A 17,912-nucleotide genomic window follows, 5' to 3' on the forward strand; every position below is an offset into this window, starting at 1 on the left:
CGGGCAGTGCCGGCCCTTGACGCTCAGAAGTTGTGCTGGAGACCGACGTCGTAGCCGAGCTTCTCCGTGGCCGCCTTGCTGTCGCGGGCCACGTTGGTGTAAAGGAAGGTCCGCCTGGACAGGTGGTGGAAGTAGCCGATGCCGAACTTGCGGGCTTCCGAACGCAGCGAACCATCCGGCTTGCGCGTCTTGGCAGTGACGAAGCCGGCCTTGATTTCACCCACCCCCACCCCGTAGGTCACGCCCAGCAGCATGGACTTGAAGTCGTCATTGCGGGTGGTCACGCCCCGGGCCAGGCCGAGGGCCAGCCGGGCCTGGCCGACCTTGTAGGCCGCGCCCAGGCTCAGCAGGTGGTCGTCCGCATGGGCGGGGTCTTCCCAGCCGATGGCCAGCAGCACCGGGCCGACGTGGGTGTTGGCCCCGACCGAGAACGGACGGCGGGGCCCCGCGTTGGAAGCCTCCTGCTGGGCCTCGGCGGACGAGACCGCGATGTGCAGGTCCTTGCGCCGCAAGTCATAGCGCACGGAGTCGGAGACACGGGTCTTCGAGATGCCGCCACGCCATGCGGTGCGCAGCTGGGCCACGGTGTCGCCGCCCCAGGGATCGATCACGTTCTGCACCGTGGAGTAGGCGGCGGTGTACTGGCGGCCCAGGTTGACCGTGCCCCAGGCGGCGTGCCCGATGCCCAGGGTCGAGTAGCCCTGCCAGAAGATGTTCGGATTGGCGGGTTGGCCCGTGTCCGGCGAGAAACGGTGCTCCAGCCCGAAGGCGGCGTGCCAGCCCCCGCCCAGGTCCTCCTGGCCGCGAAAGGCCAGGCGGCTGCCCGCCCCGTCCAGCATTTCACTGGACGTGGCGCCGATGTTCTTGCCGATCCCGAGGTCCAGCTTGCCGGACAGCGTGAGGTTGGAGGACTGGGCCTGCGCGGGCACGGCGGTGGCACCGAGCGCGGCGGCGAGGAGGAGCGACTTGTGGATGTTGCTGTGCATGGTGGAAATCCTTGGGGTCTTGTGAAGCCACGCCGGGCGCGCTGCGCCACTGCATGCGGTGTGCATGCAGATCGACGGCGGTGGTGGCGCGGTGTGGCGGGGGGGGACGCTGCGGGGATCGCAGCGGCGGCGATGTGGGCGGCCGGCGCTCAGGGCAGTTCGAGCACCCGGCGCAGTTCAGCCTTCGCGGCCTCGAAGTCGGCGCGGTAGCTGGGGTTTTGCGGCGCCAATGCGGCGATCAGCACGGCCAGTTGCCTGCCGGCCTCCACGTCGCTGGGGTAGTGCACCCCGCCCAGCACCCGGTTGTCGCCAAACTCCCTGGCGCGCGCCAGGATCTGCGGACGCCACTCGGGCACCATGTCCGCCAGCGCCATGCCGGTCAGGAAACCGAAGGCGGCATGGCCGCTCGGATACGAGCCGCTGTGCGAGTACTTGGCCACCGGTTGCAGGCGCTTGTCCACCACGGGCGGACGTTCGCGCTTCCAGAGCTCCTTGCCTTGCTTGTTGAAGCCGCTCTCGGTCTTGTACAGCCGCTTGAAGAAGGCAGCGACCAGGGGCAGGCCCTGCTCCGTGAACTTGGGGCCCATGACATCGGCAAACCGGAACACGCTCTGCTCCAGATCGGCCACCGACCTGGCCGCCTGTTCGGGTGTCCGCAATCGCTGCAGTTCGAGCATCAGCTCGATCTCCTTGCCCGCCACCTCCGCGGGTGGGGGCGGCGCCATGAAGCGGGTGGAATCGAGTTGCGCGGCATCGAGGTAGACAGCAGGCGCCTCGCCCTTGGCCAGGGCAGCGTTGCCAGTCAGTGCCAGCAGCGAAAAGCAGACGCTGAGCAATAGCTTGTTCATCTTCATGGATGTCTCCAGTGGTAGGTATGGATACGCCGATGCGGTGGCAGGCCGTGGGGCCCGTGCCATATCGAGCCGGGCGAAGCCTACGGAATGCGCTGGCGGGAATCCAATCACCATTTCTGATGCCCAGGATCAGCGTGGCCTCGCGGGAGGCAACGCGCCTGTGGCGCCCCCCCCGGCAGGGCGCGCCGGCCTGGGACTTTCCCGGATATCCCCCGGCAGGCCCGCCGCCCGGCACCACCAGGCGCATGCACGGCTTGATGATGCGCATCACAAAGTCTGATTGGACGCACTTGCCGGTTTTGGCGGAGCATTCACCCGACCCAAGAAGACCTGTCGGCACCCGCCGCGCATAACGTTGAAGGAGACATCCGTGACAATCCGCCCCATTCTCAAAACTGCCGCGTTGGCGGCATTCCTGCTCGCCGCCGGGGCCCAGGCCGGCACCGTCTCGGTGGTGACCTCCTTTCCCAAGGAACTGACCCAGGCCTACAAGACCGCCTTCGAAAAGGCCCATCCCGACATCAAGCTGGAAATCCTCAACAAGAGCACCACCGCCGGCGTGGCCTATGTGCGCGAACTCAGCGCGGGGCAGCGCCCCGAAGTGTTCTGGGCGTCGGCGCCCGATGCGTTCGAGGTGCTGGGCAAGGGCAAGCTGCTCGAGCGCATTCCGGACCTCGCCAATCCCGCGGTGCCCAAGGACATCGCCGGCTATCCCATCAACGATCCGGACGGCTTCTACCTGGGCCAGGCCCTGGGGGGCTATGGGCTGATGTGGAACACCCGCTACCTCGCGGCCAAGAAGCTTCCCACGCCCGCCGAGTGGGCGGACCTGACCAAGCCGGTCTACCACAGCCACGTGGCCCTGAGCTCGCCCTCCCGCTCGGGCACGACGCACTTGACGATCGAGGCCATCCTGCAGGGCGAGGGCTGGGACAAGGGCTGGAACCAGGTGCTGCAGATTGCCGGCAACTCGGCCGCGATCACCGAACGCAGCTTCGGCGTGCCCGACGGCGTCAACAACGGACAGTTCGGCATCGGCCTGGTGATCGACTTCTTCGGCCTGAGCGGCAAGTATTCGGGCTTTCCGGTGGAGTTCGCCTACCCGTCGGTCACCGCGGTGGTGCCAGCCAACATTGCGCTCATCAGCGGGGGCAAGAACCCGGCCGAGGCGCGGCGCTTCATCAGCTTCGCACTGTCCAGGGAAGGACAGGAACTGCTCACGCTCCCGCAGCTGGCGCGCCTGCCGGTGCTGCCGCCGGACAAGATGAAAATGCCCGCCGGCTACCCCAACGCCTTCGAGGTCGCCAAGCGCGCCAAGGTGAAGTTCGATCCCGAGCTGTCCGCCGCGCGCTACTACGTGGTGACCGCCCTGTTCGACCAGGTGATCACCTTCCGCCACAAGGAACTGCAGGCGGCCACGCTGGCCATCCACCAGGCCGAGGCAGCCCTGGCCGGAAAACCCAACACCGAGGCCGCCAACCGCGTCAGGCGGGCGCGCGAACTGGCCTTCACGCCCCCCGTGACCGAGGCCATGGCCAAGGACCCGGCGTTCCTGAACCTGTTCACGTCCAACAAGAAGAACGCGGACACCAACAGGGAGGTGACGGCCACCGAAGGCGGCTGGAACAGCAAGGCGCTCGACAACTACCGGATGGCGCGCCAGCTCGCCGAAGAAGCCCGGGCCCTTGCCAAGTAAAGGACCACTCATGTCGCGCATCTTCCATCTGGCCCGGCCGGGCGCCTGGCTGGCGGCCGGCCTGGTGCTGGCCTTCCTGCTGCTGTTCCTGGTGCTGCCCGTCGCCTGGGTGTTCTTCTCGGCCTTCGTCAACGCCGACGGCAGCCTGACCCTGGGCCATTTCGCGGCCTTCTTCCACCAGCCGCTGATGACCGAGGCTTTCTGGAACAGCCTCTACGTCGCCACCATGGCCACGATCGCGGCGGCGCTGATCGCCGTGCCGCTGGCCTATTTCACGGTGCGCTTCGAGTTCCGCGGCGCGCTGCTGATCCAGACCCTGGGGGTGCTGCCGCTGATCATGCCGCCCTTCGTCGGCGCGGTGGCGATGCAGCTGATCTTCGGCCGCTCGGGCACGGTGAACCTGCTGCTCGAGCAGCACCTGGGTTTCACGGTTCCGATCATGGACGGCCTCAACGGCGTGATCTTCGTCGAGGCGCTGCATTACTTCCCCTTCATCCTCATGAACCTGACGCTGGCGCTGCGGAACATCGATGGCGCCATGGAGGAGGCGGCGTTGAACCTGGGCTGCCGCGGCTGGCGCCTGTTCCGCCGGGTCATCTTCCCGCTGGCGATGCCCGGCTTCGTGGCGGGGGCGTCGCTGGTGTTCGTCAAGGTGTTCGACGACCTGGGCACGCCGCTGGTGCTGGGCACCACCAACATGCTGGCGCCGCAGGCCTACCTGCGCATCACCCAGGTGGGCATCGACGACCCGCTGGGCTACGTCATCAGCGTGCTGATGATTGCCTTCTCGATCGCGGCCATGGCGCTGTCGGCCCGCGTGCTCAAGGGCAAGGACTATGCGACCACGCAAAAGGGCGGCGGCGCCATCCAGCGCCGCAGGCTTTCCCCGCTGGGCACGGTGCTGGCTTACGCGTGGATCGGCTTCATCCTGCTGCTGACGCTGTCCCCCCACATCGGCGTGCTGCTGCTGTCGTTCGCCTCCGTGTGGAGCTTCGCCCCGCTGCCCGACGGCTTCACGGCGGCCCACTACGCCACCGTGTTCCAGGACGCTGGCGGCATGATCTCCAACACCCTGCTGTACTGCGGCATGGCGGCCGGCATCGACGTGCTGCTGGGCACGACCATCGCCTATCTGATCATGCGCACCCGGTTGCCGGCCCGCCAGTGGCTGGACTGGATCGCCACGGCGGCTCTGGCCGTGCCGGGGCTGGTGCTGGCGATCGGCTACCTGCGTTTCTTCAAGGGTGTCCTGGTGCCAGGCACCGACGTGCTGCTCACCAGCACCTGGGTGGTGATCATGATTGCCTATGCCGTGCGCCGGCTGCCCTATGCCCTGCGCTCGTGCGTCGCCGCGCTGCAGCAGGTGCACATTTCGCTGGAGGAGGCCGCCGAAAGCCTCGGCGCGACCAAGATGCGCACCATCCGGCGCGTCGTCGTGCCGCTGATGGCGGGCGGGATCCTGGCTGGCTTCGTCACCAGTTTCATCACGGCGGCGGTCGAGCTGTCGGCCACCATCCTGCTGACCTCCTCGCAGTCGCAGGCGCCCATGAGCTATGGCATCTACCTGTACATGCAGAGCATCGCGGGCCGTGGCCCTGGCGCGGCACTGGGCGTTCTGGCGATCGCGGTCGTCGCGATCGGCACCTATGCCTCCCACGTGATCGTGGAGCGCACCGGCAGCCGCCTGAAGCAGCGGCCGGTCGATGAAGACCTGCCTCCCCTGCCCATCCTCCCCGCAGAAGTTGCTCCGGTACGCACCTGAGCCCTGCCCTTCCCCCCGATTGGAGACAAGCACCATGAAAAAAATCAGTGTCCAATGCCGCGGCATCCGCCTGGCCTATGGCAGCAACGAAGTCCTGAAGGACATCCACATGGAGATCAGGCCGGGCGAGTTCTTTGCGCTGCTGGGGCCGTCCGGTTCCGGCAAGTCGACCCTGCTGCGCCTGATCGCCGGCTTCAACCAGCACCAGCACGGAGAGCTGCTGATCGACGGGCGCGACGTCACCGGGATGGCGCCCTGGCAACGCAACGTGGGCATGGTGTTCCAGAGCTATGCGCTGTGGCCGCACCTGAGCGTCTGGGACAACGTGGCCTTCGGCCTGGTGGAGCGCCGGGTCTCCAAGGCCGAGCAGGTCCGCAAGGTCGAGGCCGCGCTGGCCACCGTGGGCCTGGAGCGCTTTGCCCGGCGCCGGCCGGGCCAGCTGTCCGGCGGGCAGCAGCAGCGCGTGGCGCTGGCGCGCACCATCGTGATCGAGCCGCAGGTGCTGCTGCTGGACGAGCCCCTGTCCAACCTGGACAAGTCGCTGCGCGTACAGATGCGCCAGGAACTGCTGCAGCTGCAGCGCCGCCTGGGCATCACCACCATCTTCGTCACGCACGACCAGGAAGAGGCCATGACCACGGCCGACCGCATGGCGGTGCTCGACAAGGGCGTGGTGCAGCAGGTGGGCACGCCCCAGGACCTGTACGACCTGCCTGCGAACGAGTTCGTGGCCGGCTTCGTCGGCACCATGAACCTGCTGCAGGGCACGGTGCAAGCCCGCGACGGGCATGACGTCACCCTCGACATCGAGGGTGTGGGACGGCTGCAGGTGCCCGCGCACGGCCATGCCCCGGCCAGCGGACGGGCGGTACTCAGCTTCCGGCCGCATGCGCTGCAGATCGATGCCGCGGCGGCGCGCAGTGACATGCGCTACGTCTGGATGAACGGCATCGTCGAATCCAGCGAATTCCTGGGCGAGGCCACGCGCTACCAGGTCCGGGTGGGGACGCAGTCCGTGGCCGTGGACCAGCCGCACCACCTGGGCGCATCCAAGTTCGTGGCCGGCAGCCCCGTGGGCATTGGCCTGGAGCCGGCGCAGACACGGCTGCTGCCCGCCTGAATCGAGCCCCCGGCTCAACCCCCGGGGCTTTTCCCTACCGGGCATTAGTCCCGATGCGTAGAAGCGGCCATCGCAACGACACTCGTGGCAATGGCGTGTGCAACCGCCAGACATCAGGAACAGCAGCGCGCATGAACAGGGTCAGTGTCAGATGTGAGCAACTGCAGCTCTCCTACGGCAGCGTCGTGGTGCTGGACGGCGTGACGCTGGAGATCGAGCCGGGCGAGTTCTTCGCCCTGCTGGGGCCCTCCGGCTCCGGCAAGTCCACCCTGCTGCGCGTCATCGCGGGCTTTCTCCAGCACCAGGCCGGGCGGCTTGTCATCGACGGGCGAGAACTCACCACCGAGCCCGCATGGGAGCGGCGCGTGGGCGTGGTGTTCCAGAACTACGCCTTGTGGCCCCACTTGAACGTGCGGGAGAACGTCGCCTTCGGGCTGGTGGAGCGAAGGCTTCCCGGCAAGGTGATCGAGCAGCGCGTGTCGGAGGTGCTCGACCAGGTGGAACTGGGCGCCTTCGCCCACCGCAACCCGAGCCAGCTGTCGGGCGGCCAGCAGCAGCGGGTCGCGCTGGCGCGCACGCTGGTAACCCAGCCCCAGGTGCTGCTGCTCGACGAGCCCCTGTCCAACCTCGACCGTTCACTGCGCGTGCAGATGCGCCAGGAACTGCTCAAGCTGCAGCGGCGGCTGGGCATCACCACGATTTTTGTGACACACGACCAGGAAGAAGCAATGACCAGCGCCGACCGGATTGCCGTCCTGAACAACGGGCGTGTGCAGCAGATCGGCACCCCGATCGCGCTCTACGACTACCCCGCCACCCCGTTCGTCGCCGGCTTTGTCGGCACCATGAACATGCTGGAGGGAACCGTCCGCTGCAGCCGCGGAAACGCCGTTTCCCTTGACGTCCCGGGCTGGGGCGAGATCGTGATCAGCTCCGATGCGGTGCCCGAGGATGGCCGCCGCGTCATCGTGGCCATCCGGCCGCAGACCATCCGGCTCGACGTGGCGGACGCGCGGCTCGACGCGCGCTTCGTGTGGCTGCCAGGCATGGTCGAGACGGTCGAGTTCCACGGTGCATTTGCGCGCTACCAGGTGCAGGTCGGCCCGCATGCCGTGGTCATCGACCAGCCACACCACGCAGGCCTGTCGAAATTTCCGGCCGGCGGTGCGGTGTCGGTCGGCATCGATCCCTCCCTGGTCCGCCTGTACAGCAGATGAGCCGTGCGCAGCGTGTGAGCGATGGAACTCTATCAAGTCCGGGCCTTTGTCACCGTCGCGCGCATCGGCAACGTCACCAAGGCGGCCGAAGCACTGCACGTCACCCAGCCGGCGGTCACCGGACAACTCAAGAGCCTGGAGCAGAGCCTGGGCGTGACCCTGTTCGACCGCAGCGCCGGCCGGCTCACGCTCACGCGCACCGGTGAACTGCTGCTGCCCAAGGCAGAGGCGTTGCTGGCCGCGGGCAGCGAACTGAGTTCGGTGGCCCGGCAGCTGCGCGGCGAGCTGACGGGACGCATTGACTTCGGCCTGCCCAGCGAGCCTGCCGACTTCCTGCGGCTGGGCGAGATGGCCGCCAGCGTGCACCAGGCACTGCCCCTGGTGGAGTTGCGCACGCGCAGCTACTCATCGCTGCAATTGCTGGACCTCATCCGCGCCGGCACACTTTCCGCGGGCTACTTCATCGACGCCAATCCGCCGCGCGACCTGCAATGGGTCGCCTTGCGTTCGGTGACCTACCGGGTGGCGGTGCCTGTGCGGATGAGCGAGTCCGTGCAGCGGGGCGGGTGGCGCACGCTGGCCGAACTGCCCTGGGTCGACGGCCTGGCCGACTCCCACATCCACCAGTTGATGCGGGCACTGTTCGAGCGCCAGGGCCTGGCGCCGCGCATTGTCATGCAGGCAGAGGAAACCAGCGGGCTGGACGCCTATGTGCGCGCTGGGAGCGGGTGCGCGCTGCTGCGCGAAGAGGTCGCAGTCCGGGGCAGCGAGCGCCAGGACTGGATGATCTGGGGGCCTGCGCAGCTTGATGCAAAACTCTATCTCGTCACCTCGGCGGAAGGGGCCAGCGATCCGCTCACGGTGGCGCTGACGTCGATGATCCGCGGGGTCTGGAATCAATAGGCAATAGGCGGGCGGGAACGCCGCGCTGCCGGTGCCCGCAATGCTGGACGGCCAGATCGAGTGGCCCGGCCGCGCGGCATGCCCCGCGGCGGCCCAATCACCGCACACAGGCAGCAGGGGTCAAAAAGACTCCCACTCCTCTTCAGACCCTTGGGCCACCGCCGGCTTGCGGCTGGAAGGCCCGGACACGGCAGGCGCCGCCTGCGCCTTGGCCGCCGCCGGCCGGTGGGCCGCTTTGGCCGCCGGGGCTGCGGAGGGAGGCCGCGGTGCCGTGGCGGAAGCCGCGGGCAGGGGCGCCCGCTGGGCGGCCGCGGCACGGGCGGCGCCAATGGCCGCCTGCGCCGGTCCATGGCTGGCGGCATTCACCTTGAACATCGACACCACCTGCGCCAGCTGGTCCGCCTGCTCCCGCAGGCTCTGCGCGGCGGCGGCGCTCTCCTCCACCAGCGCCGCGTTCTGCTGGGTCATCTGGTCCAGGTTGCCAATCGCCTGGTTGACCTGCGAGACCCCGGCGCTCTGCTCCGAGGAGGCGGCGGTGATCTCGCCAATCATGTCCGTCACCCGCTGCACCGACTGCACGATGTCGGTCATGGTGGTGCCGGCATCGGTCACCAGCCGCGAGCCCGCCTCCACTTTTTCCACCGATGCGCTGATGAGCTGCTTGATTTCCTTGGCGGCCTCGGCACTGCGCTGCGCCAGGCTGCGCACCTCGCTGGCCACCACGGCGAAGCCACGCCCCTGCTCGCCCGCGCGCGCCGCCTCCACCGCCGCGTTCAACGCCAGGATGTTGGTCTGGAACGCGATGCCGTCGATCACGCCGATGATGTCGGCGATCTTCTTGCTGCTGTGGTTGATGTCCTGCATGGTGACCACCACCTGGGTCACGACCTCGCCGCCACGGCGCGCCACGCCCGTGGCGCCCGCCGCGAGGCTGCTGGCCTGCTGCGCGCTGCCCGCGCTTTGCTGGATGGTGCTCGTGAACTGCTCCATGGCCGCGGCTGTTTGCTGCAGGTTGCTGGAGGTCTGCTCCGTGCGGGACGACAGGTCATGGTTGCCGGTGGCGATCTCGGCGCTGGCGATGGCGATGCTGTCGGTGCTCTGGCGCACCTGGTGCACCATCCGGCCCAGGGCGCTGCTCATGGTGTAAAGCGAGCGCAGCAGGTCACCGAACTCATCGCCCCGGGTCACGGATTCCTGCATGCTCAGATCGCCACCCGCGATGCGCTCGGCCAGCCCGCTGGCCTGCTCCAGCGGCCGCTGGATGCTGCCGATCAGGTAGTAGGCGCCCACGACGATGGCCAGCAGCAGCAGGCCCACGGCCACGGCGGCGATCTTCACGGTGAGCATGCGCGACGCGGCCATCTCCCGCTGCCGGACCTCGGCGGTCTGTTGCTGCTGCTGCACGAAGTCCCGCAGTGTCTGCAGGTAGGCCGCCACGGCCGGGTTGTACGACTGCTTGACCAGCACCACCGCCTGGTCCTGCTGGCCATCGCCCTTGAGCTTGCGGGCCTGGCCGCGCAGGTCCGTCATCGTCTTGCGGGCGGCGGCGATCTTGGCCATCTGCGCCTTGTCGGCTTCGGACAGCGCCATGGATTCGAGCGATTTCTGCACCTCGCTGATCTGCGCGGAAGTCGCCGCGATCAGGTCCTTGAACTCGGCCTCGACGGCGGTGTCGCTGCTCACGATCAGCGCCTGCGTGCGCGCCGCATTGGTCTCGGTGAGGCCGGACCAGCGCAGCGCCGCCTGCACACGCGCCTCCATGTCCTTGGTCATCATGTCCGCCTCGGCCTGCACCTTGGCCGAGCGATAGCCGGAAAACCCCACCACCGCCGCCAGCAGCACCACGATCAGCAAGACCGCCATCCAGAGTTTATGGGCCATCCGGAATCGCTTGGGCATGGTGTTCTCCTGCAGCCTTGTGTTGGCGCGCAGATATTTGCACGCTGTTACACCATTGCACAAACCCGGGCCTGATGCATGAGGGTCATCCCCAGGGCCCGCGCTGCACGGCAAGACCCCGCATTGCAGCCCGAACCACGCTGTGCAAGGGCTCAGGGCAGCAGGGGCGCCAGGGCCCCCGCCTGGCCCTGCCACCCGGCCCTTCCAGGGCGGCGAATCGGGCAGTCTGCGAGATAGCTGGCAATGGGCGAGGCCCACGCACTGGGCTGCACGCACGGGTCGCTTTGCCGCCAAGCCGGCGGCAGGATCAACACCGGTCTTTCACGGACCGGCATGGCAACCCTACCGTGGTCGGGTTCACGCGCGGCGGCGCAGCCGTCAAACTGGCCCGAATCCATCTCCCAAGGCCACCATCACATGACAACCTCCCGCACGTTCCGCCGCGCGCAACTCGGCGCCCCCTTCCTGATCGCACTGGGCCTGTCCGGATGCGCCGCCACCATCAGCCAGGAAGGCCTGGAACAGCGCACCTCGGCGGCCATTGGCCGCCAGGTGGGCGCCTTCACCATCACCCACAAGAGCGAAGAAACCGGCGGACGCATCAACTACACCGCCAAGACCACCGACGGCGCCACCTACCAGTGCTACATGTACTCCGCCACGGGGTTCCAGAAAGCCATGTCGTTCGGACAGACGCCGAATTCGGATGCCATCTGCACGCCGATGGCGGGCAAGGCGGCGACACCTGCAGCCGCCCCGGCCTCCTGCAACGCGCTCAGCAAAGCCGCGGGCAAATGCTGAAGCGCTGATCCAGGCACGGCAGCAGGCCGTCAGGCCCCGGCGCCCAGGAAGGTTTCGAAGCGCGCCAGCTCTTCGTCCAGCGCGCGCCGAAAAACCGCGCCGCGGGGCGGGCGGCCCGCCACAAAACCCAGCGCGTGCCGCAGTTGCCCGCGCTCCATGCGCAGGTTGGCCCAGCCCACCATCTGTTCGCCCCACAGCACGGGCAACGCATAGTGGCCCATGGTGCGCCTGGAGGCGGGCACATACGCCTCGAACCGGTACGCCCAGCCCCACAGCATCTCGAAGCGGCGGCGGTCCCAGACCACGGGATCAAACGGTGCCAGCAGCCGCACCCCCGCGTCCGGCTGGTGGCGGCGCGATGCCGGGTTCTCCTGCGCGGGCCAGAACCAGGCCGTGCCGTCGACCACCGCATGGCCGTAGCGCGACTGCGCGGCCTTGGCCACCGCGCGCGCTTCGGCCGCCAGTTGTGGGGCGCCGTACCGCAGCAAAGTGACGAGGTAGCCCAGGCTGGGCGCGGGCAGCGGCGCATACAGCGCCACGATGCGGTCAACCAGGGCTTCGGCACGCGCCATGCGGGCGGCGGGGCTGGCATCCTGCCCGGGGTGCTCCACCGGCGCATACACCCGGGTGCCCGATTCGCGGCGGCACACCCGCAGCCAGCCGTGGTGGTGCATGGCATCCAGCAGGCGGGTGCTCGCGTTGAGCTCTCCGCCCCAATAGCCCGCCACGCGGCCATGGTGCGCAAACGCCTCGCTGACCTCGCGCGGGTGCACCACGCCCCGCTCCTGCACGAAGGCCAGCACCTCGTGCGCGCGCCCGGTGGTGGCCACATCCCAGGGCCGGCGCGGCGTGCGCGGGTGCAGCAGCGCCAGCATGTCGCGCGACACGAAGCCGTAGTTGACGAAGGCGTCTTCCTCGATGCCCAGCCGTTCGTAGCGGCGCTCTAGGTCACCCGCGCGGTAGCCGCGCACCCGCATGCGCAGGATCAGGTCCTGCGCCCGCGCGGGGGCCCGCATCGGGTCGGCCTGCACAAAACCAAGCTTGCGGATCGCGCCGGGCAGCGTCAGCGGCTTGAACAGGCTGCGTGCAATCGCGTAGCGGCGCAGATCATCCAGCGTGGGTGAGCGCACCATCGCTTGGAGCGTGTTCAACGTCTTTTTGGAGTCGCACAAGTACCTTGACCCAAGGGTTGGAGTGAAATCGGGCGATTGCACTCCAATGCAACCTCCCAGAAGGCATTGAACACGCTGTTACTCCACGCGCGCCACGGCCGCAGGCTTGAAGCCCAGGTCGGCCGCCTTGCCCTTGCGCCCGCGCGCGGCCCGGGCGTTGTTGAGCGAGCGGATCTCCAGGGTCTCCTCGCGCTCCTTGCCACCCCGGCCGATGCCCTCGATGCGGATGCTGCGCGTATAGGCCGCGGCACCGGCCAGCGTGTCCTTGGCCTCCAGGTCGATCAGCATCAGGCCACGGCCGCCATTGGCCATGGTCTTGAGCTCGGTGATCTCGAAGGTCAGGATGCGCCCGCCCGCCGAGGCGCAGGCCACGTGCGTGGCCGGCGCGAGCGGCTGGCCGCCGGTGCTGCCCGCCGCATGCGAAGGGGGGCACACGGTCTCGCCCTCGCCCAGCGTGAGGAAGGCCTTGCCGCCCTTCTGGCGCGAGACCATGTTCTCCACCGAGGCCAGGAAGCCATAGCCGCCCGAGTTGGACAGCAGCAGGCTGGCACTGGCCGGCCCGGCGAAGTAGTGCAGGAGCTGCGTGCCCGACTCGAGCTCGATCAGCGTGGTCACGGGCTGGCCGTCGCCGCGCGCGCCGGGCAGCACCGACACCGGCACCGAGTACACCCGGCCATTGCTGCCGAAGGCCAGCAGGGTATCCACCGTGCGGCACTCGAAGGTGCGGTACAGGCCGTCGCCGGCCTTGAAGGCAAAGCTCGCCGCCTCGTGGCCATGGCCGGTGCGCGCACGCACCCAGCCTTTTTGAGAGACCACCACGGTCACGGGCTCGTCCACCACCTTGACCTCGGCCACGGCCTTCTTCTCGGCCTGGATCAGCGTGCGGCGCGCATCGGCGAAGGTCTTGGCGTCGGCCTCGATCTCCTTGACCATCAGGCGGCGCAGCGAACCCGGGTTGTTCAGGATGTCCTCGAGCTTGCCCTGGCTTTCGCGCAGTTCCTTGAGCTCCTGCTCGATCTTGATGGCTTCGAGCCGCGCGAGCTGGCGCAGGCGGATTTCAAGGATGTCCTCGGCCTGGCGATCGCTGAGGCTGAAGCGCGCGATCAGCGCGGCCTTGGGATCCTCGGCCGCACGGATGATGGCGATCACCTCGTCGATGTTGAGCAGCACGGTCTGCCGCCCCTCGAGGATGTGGATGCGGTCCAGCACCTTGCCCAGGCGGTGCTGCGAGCGGCGGGTGATGGTGGCCTGGCGGAAGGCAATCCACTCTTCCAGCATCTGCCGCAGGGATTTTTGCGTGGGCTTGCCATCGAGCCCCACCATCGTGAGGTTGATGGGCGCCGACGATTCGAGGCTGGTGTGCGCCAGCAGCGTGGTGATGAGTTCTTGCTGCGGTGTCTTGCCGGTCTTGGGCTCGAACACCAGGCGCACGAACGCGTCTTTGTTGGACTCGTCACGTTGCGTGTCCAGAACCGCCAGCACACTGGCCTTAAGCTGGGTCTGCTCCTGCGTCAGAGCCTTCTTGCCGACCTTGACCTTGGGATTGGTGAGCTCTTCAATTTCTTCCAACACGAGCTTGCTGCTCACTCCGGGCGGCAACTCGGTAATGACGAGCTGCCATTGCCCACGCGCGAGTTCCTCGATCTTCCAGCGCGCGCGCACCTTGAGGCTGCCGCGGCCGGTGCGGTAGGCGTCTGCGATGTCGCTGGCACTGCTGATGATCTGGCCGCCACCGGGATAGTCGGGGCCGGGCACGAGCGCCAGCAGGTCTTCCTGGCTCAGTGCGGGCGTCTTGATGAGCGCGATGCACGCATCGGCGATCTCGCGCAGGTTGTGGCTGGGGATTTCGGTGGCCAGGCCCACGGCGATGCCGCTGGCGCCGTTGAGCAGCACGAACGGCAGGCGTGCAGGCAGCTGGCGCGGCTCCTGAACGCTGCCATCGTAGTTGGGCATGAAGTCGACCGTGCCTTCGTCGATCTCGTCGAGCAGCAGGCTGGTGATGCGCGACAGGCGCGCCTCGGTGTAGCGCATGGCCGCGGCGCCATCGCCGTCGCGGCTGCCGAAGTTGCCCTGGCCGTCGATCAGCGGATAGCGCTGGGCGAAGTCCTGCGCCATGCGCACCAGGGCGTCGTAGGCCGACTGGTCGCCGTGCGGATGGAAGCGGCCCAGCACGTCGCCCACCACGCGGGCGCTCTTGACCGGCTTGGCCGCCGTGTTGCGCGTGGGGCCGCTGTAGCCCAGGCCCATGCGGTCCATCGAATACAGAATGCGCCGCTGCACGGGCTTGAGGCCGTCGCACACGTCGGGCAGCGCACGGCCCTTGACGACCGACAGCGCGTATTCCAGATAGGCGCGCTGGGCATAGCCCGCCAGGCCCAGGGAGTCGCCTCCGTCATCGCCGGCGGTGGTGAAATCGAGAGTGGGTTGGTCGCTCATTCGTTGGGTACAGTTTCTGGGTTCACGTTCTGGGGGGCGCTTTGCGTCTGCGCCACGCGGGTGGGCGGCAGGTTGCCCCGGTTCTGCGCGCCCCCCGAAAGCTCCATGCGCACGCGGCCGGGCACGGCGCGCTGCGCCAGCACCGGGGCTGGCGGCTTGAGCTGGGCGTACAGGCCCAGCACGGTGCGCACATAGTTCTGCGTTTCCTTGAAGGCCGGAATCTGGTTGCCCGCCTTTTGCACCGCGCCTTCACCGGCGTTGTAGGCGGCCACGGCCAGGTCCATGCGGCCGGGGAACAGGTCCAGCAGGTGGCGCAGATAGCGCGTGCCGGTGGGCACGTTCACGGCCGGGTCGGCCAGCTTCTGCTCCACCGAGCGCCTGGCATCCGCGCTCACACCAAAACGGCTGGCCGTGGCGGGCATCACCTGCATGAGCCCGACGGCGCCCCTGGGCGACACGGCCGTGGCGTCGAAGCCGGATTCCGTGGCGATCACGGCCTGCAGCAATTCGTAGTCCACGCCGTGCTTGCTGGCGGCGGCGCGCAGGTGGTGCTTGACGCGCTTGTAGTCGGGCGCGATGTCAAAAAAGGCCAGCAAGCGCGCACCGGCCGCAGGCAGCGCGTAGGGCATGGGCGGTGCGTTGGCCGGGGCGTCGCGGGTCGAGTCGAAATCACTGCCACGAAAAAACAGCTGGTAGCGCGTGTCCACCTGCTCGGCGGCGAAATGCGTCACGCCCCGCTCGTCCACGTGCGCCCACAGGTCCGCCTGGGCCGATTGCTGCATAAAACATAGCAGCAAGCCCAATAAATACAAGCGCAAGAGCCTGTTTTTGTGTGGATTCTTCATCACAGACACCGTGGGTGGCGGGTCCGGTCAGATGTCGATCTCGACCGCATCGCCGTGCAGTTCCATCAGCTCGCGCCGCGAGGCCGCCTCGCCCTTGCCCATGAGCTTGGTGATCAGGCCTTCGGTGGCGGCGAAGTCCATGTCGCCCAGCTGCACCGGCAGCAGGCGGCGGGTGTCGGGGTTGAGCGTGGTTTCCCACAGCTGCTCGGCGTTCATCTCGCCCAGGCCCTTGAAGCGGCTGATCTGGCACTTCTCGCGGGCCACGCCGTCCTTGGCGCACTTGTCGAGGATGGCGGTGAGTTCGCCATCGTCCAGCGCATACATCTTGGCAGCGGGCTTCTTGCCACGGGCGGGCACGTCCACCCGGAACAGCGGCGGGCGCGCCACATAGATGTGCCCGGCCTCGATGAGCTTGGGGAAATGGCGGAAGAACAGCGTGAGCAGCAGCACCTGGATGTGCGAGCCGTCCACGTCCGCATCGGACAGGATGCAGACCTTGCCGTAGCGCAGGCCGCTCAAATCCGGCGTGTCGTTGGGGCCGTGAGGGTCCACGCCAATCGCCACCGAGATGTCGTGGATTTCGTTGTTGGCAAACAGGCGGTCGCGCTCCACCTCCCAGGTGTTGAGCACCTTGCCGCGCAGCGGCAGGATGGCCTGGCTTTCCTTGTCACGGCCCATCTTGGCGCTGCCGCCGGCGGAGTCGCCCTCGACCAGGAAGACTTCGTTGTGGGCGATGTCGCGGCTTTCGCAGTCGGTGAGCTTGCCGGGCAGCACGGCCACGCCCGAGCCCTTGCGCTTTTCGACCTTCTGGCCGGCCTTCTGGCGCGTCTGCGCGGCCTTGATGGCGAGTTCTGCCAGCTTCTTGCCGTAGTCCACGTGCTGGTTGAGCCAGAGCTCCAGCGCCGGGCGCACGAAGCCGCTGACCAGGCGCACCGCGTCGCGCGAGTTCAGCCGCTCCTTGATCTGGCCCTGGAACTGAGGATCGAGCACCTTGGCCGAGAGCACGTAGCTGGCACGGGCGAACACGTCTTCGGGCAGCAGCTTGACGCCCTTGGGCAGCAGGCTGTGCAGTTCGATGAAGCTCTTGACGGCGTTGAACAGGCCGTCGCGCAGGCCACTTTCGTGCGTGCCGCCAGCGCTGGTGGGAATCAGGTTGACGTAGCTCTCGCGCATGGGCTGGCCGTCTTCGGTGAAGGCCACGCACCAGGAGGCGCCCTCGCCCTCGGCAAAACTCTCGTTGTTGCGGTCGGCATAGCCTTCGCCCTCGAAGAGCGGGATCACCGGGTCGCCGCTGAGCGTCTGCATCAGGTAGTCGCGCAGGCCGCCCTTGTACTGCCAGGTCTGGGTGTCGCGCGTCTTCTCGTTGACCAGGGTCACGGACACGCCGGGCATCAGCACCGCCTTGCTGCGCAAGAGGTGGGTGAGCTCGCCCATGGGCAGCGCGCTCGACTCGAAATACTTGGCATCAGGCCAGGCGCGCACGGTCGTGCCCTGCTTGCGCTCGCCCGCTTCCAGCGCGCGGGTCACCAGGGGCTCGACCACGTCGCCGGCCGAAAACACCAGCCGGGCGACCTTGCCTTCGCGGTGGCTGCTCACTTCCAGGCGGGTGGCCAGCGCGTTGGTCACGCTCACGCCCACGCCGTGCAGGCCGCCCGAGAAGCTGTAGGCACCGCCCTTGCCCTTGTCGAACTTGCCGCCCGCGTGCAGGCGGGTGAAGACCAGCTCGATCACCGGCGCGTTTTCCTCGGGGTGCATGCCGAAGGGGATGCCGCGCCCGTCGTCCTCGATGCTCACCGAGCCGTCGGCGTGCAGCGTGACCTTGATCTTCTTGCCATGGCCGGCCAGCGCCTCGTCGGCGGCGTTGTCCAGCACCTCCTGGATGATGTGCAGGGGGTTGTCGGTGCGGGTGTACATGCCCGGGCGCTGCTTGACGGGCTCCAGGCCCTTGAGCACGCGGATCGACCCTTCGGAATAGTCACTACTGGTGGACACGGAAGACGGTTTGGCAGACATAGCGGCGGATTGTAGTGCGGCAGCAGCGCAATAGCTGGATGAAAAAACAGTCATGACAACACTGGCAGCGTGCTCCGGGCCCCCCAGGCCCGGGGGCGGCGGCGGCAGACAGAGTGGCTGGGGGCGGGTTGCAACACAAAGGACGGTCCCGCGCAGCAGGCCTGGCGGCGACCCCGCTGCCAACTGTATTGGTCCCCGGTGTATCAGC

The 17,912-nt window shown here is 67.9% G+C and carries 13 protein-coding genes; 6 read left to right on the forward strand and 7 right to left on the reverse strand.

Translation table 11 applies throughout. The annotated features are described in order from the left end of the window. Positions 1 to 23: 23 nt before the first annotated feature. Positions 24 to 986: a porin gene (locus tag AC1RCS_RS06160; protein WP_369642911.1), complete on the reverse strand. Its 963-nt coding sequence runs from the start codon at positions 984 to 986 to the stop codon at positions 24 to 26. Between the two features lie 149 nt (positions 987 to 1,135). After that, positions 1,136 to 1,840 carry an acid phosphatase gene (locus AC1RCS_RS06165; RefSeq protein ID WP_218340205.1) on the reverse strand — a complete coding sequence of 235 codons (705 nt, stop codon included), beginning with the start codon at positions 1,838 to 1,840 and terminating at the stop codon, positions 1,136 to 1,138. 376 nt (positions 1,841 to 2,216) lie between these two features. On the opposite strand from AC1RCS_RS06165, the gene AC1RCS_RS06170 reads away from it, so the two are divergent. The 5 genes from AC1RCS_RS06170 (at position 2,217) to AC1RCS_RS06190 (ending at position 8,538) form a co-directional block, all read left to right on the forward strand. Continuing rightward, positions 2,217 to 3,536: an ABC transporter substrate-binding protein gene (locus AC1RCS_RS06170; protein WP_218295808.1), complete on the forward strand. Its 1,320-nt coding sequence runs from the start codon at positions 2,217 to 2,219 to the stop codon at positions 3,534 to 3,536. A 10-nt stretch (positions 3,537 to 3,546) separates the two neighbouring features. After that, positions 3,547 to 5,298, forward strand: coding sequence for an ABC transporter permease (locus AC1RCS_RS06175; RefSeq protein ID WP_218295440.1), 1,752 nt, complete (start codon positions 3,547 to 3,549; stop codon positions 5,296 to 5,298). 34 nt (positions 5,299 to 5,332) lie between these two features. Further along, on the forward strand, positions 5,333 to 6,418 hold the full coding sequence (locus AC1RCS_RS06180; RefSeq protein WP_218295441.1) for an ABC transporter ATP-binding protein: 1,086 nt from the start codon (positions 5,333 to 5,335) through the stop codon (positions 6,416 to 6,418). Positions 6,419 to 6,549: 131 nt separating this feature from the next. Then, a complete protein-coding gene (locus AC1RCS_RS06185; protein ID WP_218295442.1) occupies positions 6,550 to 7,635 on the forward strand; it encodes an ABC transporter ATP-binding protein in 1,086 nt (361 codons plus the stop codon). A gap of 21 nt (positions 7,636 to 7,656) precedes the next feature. Further along, positions 7,657 to 8,538, forward strand: coding sequence for a LysR family transcriptional regulator (locus AC1RCS_RS06190; protein WP_218295443.1), 882 nt, complete (start codon positions 7,657 to 7,659; stop codon positions 8,536 to 8,538). Between the two features lie 120 nt (positions 8,539 to 8,658). Here the strand turns inward: AC1RCS_RS06190 and AC1RCS_RS06195 are convergent, their stop codons facing one another. Continuing rightward, a complete protein-coding gene (locus AC1RCS_RS06195; RefSeq protein ID WP_492244066.1) occupies positions 8,659 to 10,437 on the reverse strand; it encodes a methyl-accepting chemotaxis protein in 1,779 nt (592 codons plus the stop codon). A gap of 417 nt (positions 10,438 to 10,854) precedes the next feature. Here AC1RCS_RS06195 and AC1RCS_RS06200 point away from each other — a divergent pair, with 417 nt between their 5' ends. Next, positions 10,855 to 11,238, forward strand: coding sequence for a hypothetical protein (locus AC1RCS_RS06200; protein ID WP_492244067.1), 384 nt, complete (start codon positions 10,855 to 10,857; stop codon positions 11,236 to 11,238). Positions 11,239 to 11,267: 29 nt separating this feature from the next. On the opposite strand, the gene AC1RCS_RS06205 is transcribed toward AC1RCS_RS06200, so the two are convergent. The 4 genes from AC1RCS_RS06205 to AC1RCS_RS06220 form a co-directional block, all read right to left on the reverse strand. Then, positions 11,268 to 12,371, reverse strand: a complete 1,104-nt coding sequence (locus tag AC1RCS_RS06205; RefSeq protein WP_492244251.1) for a DNA glycosylase AlkZ-like family protein — start codon at positions 12,369 to 12,371, stop codon at positions 11,268 to 11,270. Positions 12,372 to 12,488: 117 nt separating this feature from the next. Then, complete coding sequence (parC, locus tag AC1RCS_RS06210) at positions 12,489 to 14,846, reverse strand: DNA topoisomerase IV subunit A (protein WP_492244068.1); 2,358 nt, start codon at positions 14,844 to 14,846, stop codon at positions 12,489 to 12,491. After that, positions 14,843 to 15,628 (reverse strand): lytic transglycosylase domain-containing protein, encoded by a 786-nt coding sequence (locus AC1RCS_RS06215; protein ID WP_369642916.1) that lies wholly within the window; start codon positions 15,626 to 15,628, stop codon positions 14,843 to 14,845. Before AC1RCS_RS06215 ends, parC begins: the two co-directional genes overlap by 4 nt. Positions 15,629 to 15,718: 90 nt before the next feature. Further along, the gene (locus AC1RCS_RS06220) at positions 15,719 to 17,704 is read right to left on the reverse strand and encodes a DNA topoisomerase IV subunit B (protein ID WP_492244069.1); all 1,986 of its coding nucleotides are present in this window, start codon (positions 17,702 to 17,704) and stop codon (positions 15,719 to 15,721) included. Positions 17,705 to 17,912: the final 208 nt, after the last annotated feature.

The organism is Acidovorax sp. GW823-FHT01C06 (assembly GCF_058798375.1).